This is a genomic window from Pseudoalteromonas sp. SR45-5, assembly GCF_014163565.1.
GTDB classification, from domain to species: Bacteria; Pseudomonadota; Gammaproteobacteria; order Enterobacterales; family Alteromonadaceae; genus Pseudoalteromonas; species Pseudoalteromonas distincta.
The window spans coordinates 1-1,797 of the sequence record NZ_JACJDN010000733.1 but is presented as its reverse complement, the minus strand read 5'-3'; the positions used below and the strand labels follow the sequence as shown (position 1 = coordinate 1,797).

Below are 1,797 nucleotides of genomic sequence, written 5' to 3'. Positions count from 1 at the left end.
AAAATACCCAATTAAGCTCTCTAATACTCAAAAAATAATAATTGATGCAGCTGACTTACCTGCACTTTTAAATGTTGAAGCGATTAATGATTCGTTATCAGCTAAAGAAACATCGGTAATTATTATTAATCATCAGCACACACTTAATTTACCGACAAGCGAGCACTTAGCTGCGCATCACGTTAAAGCATCGGCATTAGGGCAAAGGCTATTTAGTTTGAACTCTCAGCAAAAGCCTATAGTTAATACAAGTGCCGCAGTACACAGTGCAACTGAAAGTAAAGCTGATATATCGGGTCTACTTGTATTAGCAATTGATGATAATCAGCTTAACTTAGAAATAATTAGCAGTGTTCTGCGCCAAGCAAACGTAAATGTTGTTACGGCTTTAAGCGCATCAATTGGTATGGAATTATTGCAAGTTTTGAAGCCTGACTTAATATTGATGGATGTGCAAATGCCGAAAATAGATGGCTGTCAAGCAACCGCTTTGATTCGTCAACAGTTTGACGCAAAGCAACTGCCTATTTTTGCTTTAACGGCTCATTGTGAACCTGCTGATGTAGAACGTTCTTTAAAGTGCGGCATGAATAAACATTTAACTAAACCGGTTGTTGCTAAAGTACTTATTGATGCAATTGCTGATTTAAACTTAGTTAAACCAAGCTTTTTTGAAAAATCATTTGCTTTAACGCAGTTTAGTATGGATGAAAAACTACTTAATACGATGATTGATAAGTTTGCTAGCTTGTGTGAAACCCAGCTATCGCAACTAGAAGAAACAACCAATAAGGATGATTTGGTACGTTTAGTGCATAGTATCAAGGGTGTTGCAGGTAATTTAGGTTTTAGACGATTATCACATTGTGCTTTATTGTGTGAAAGAACGCTTAAAACAACTAATAAGCCTATTGAGATTACACTACAAGAGCTTATCATACAGCTAGAACAGGTAATTGTTTTTATAAAAGGGCTAGGGGTTAGGGATGTCGAAAAGAGCTAAAGTACTTATTGTGGATGATGATCCAATCAACAGATTAGTACTTGAAAAAACACTTAAAGCAGAACACGACGTGTTCTTAGTTGAAAGTGGTGAAAAAGCACTGACCTTTGTAAAAACAGCGCAAGTTGATTTAATAATCCTTGATGTAATTATGCCTGGAATTGACGGCTATCAAGTACTTGTGGAGCTTAAAGAAAACCCAATAACTCAGTCTATTCCTATTATATTTATATCAGCCAATCGTAGCCATGATGATGAAGCAAAGGGCTTAGAGCTCGGTGCAATGGACTACATAACCAAGCCATTTAGCCCTTCTATTGTTCGCGTTAGAGTGCGCAACCAACTCCTCATAAAGCAAAAAAATGATTTGCTAGAAATGCTAGCTTCGATAGATGGCTTAACTGAAATACCAAATAGACGCTACCTTGATGAAAACTTATCTCGAGAATGGCGCCGCAGCAAGCGAAGTGGAACACCGCTATCGGTGTTACTTATGGATATAGACCACTTTAAACGTTACAACGATTGCTACGGACACCGTGCTGGCGATGAGTGTTTAAAGAATGTTGCGCAAGCACTTGCAGCTCAATGTGAACGTGGCAGTGACTTTATTGCTCGTTATGGCGGAGAAGAATTTGCTGCTGTGCTACCAGGAATTGATAAGCATGAAGCTATGGAGTTTGCTAATAAATTACGCAATGCTGTAAACGCTTTGAATATAGAACATAAAGCTTCATTAAATGCAGACCACATCACTATAAGTATAGGTATTGCCACTACACAAAGTGGTAAAG

2 protein-coding genes are annotated in these 1,797 nt (G+C 37.8%); both read left to right on the top strand.

All coding sequences use genetic code 11. From position 1 onward, the window contains the following. On the top strand, positions 1-1,003 hold a 1,003-nt coding region (locus H5072_RS18475; protein ID WP_182694392.1), incomplete at its 5' end, for a response regulator. Then, a partial coding sequence (locus H5072_RS18470) for a diguanylate cyclase domain-containing protein (RefSeq protein ID WP_182694391.1) occupies positions 987-1,797 on the top strand: 811 nt, incomplete at its 3' end. The genes H5072_RS18475 and H5072_RS18470, both read left to right, overlap by 17 nt.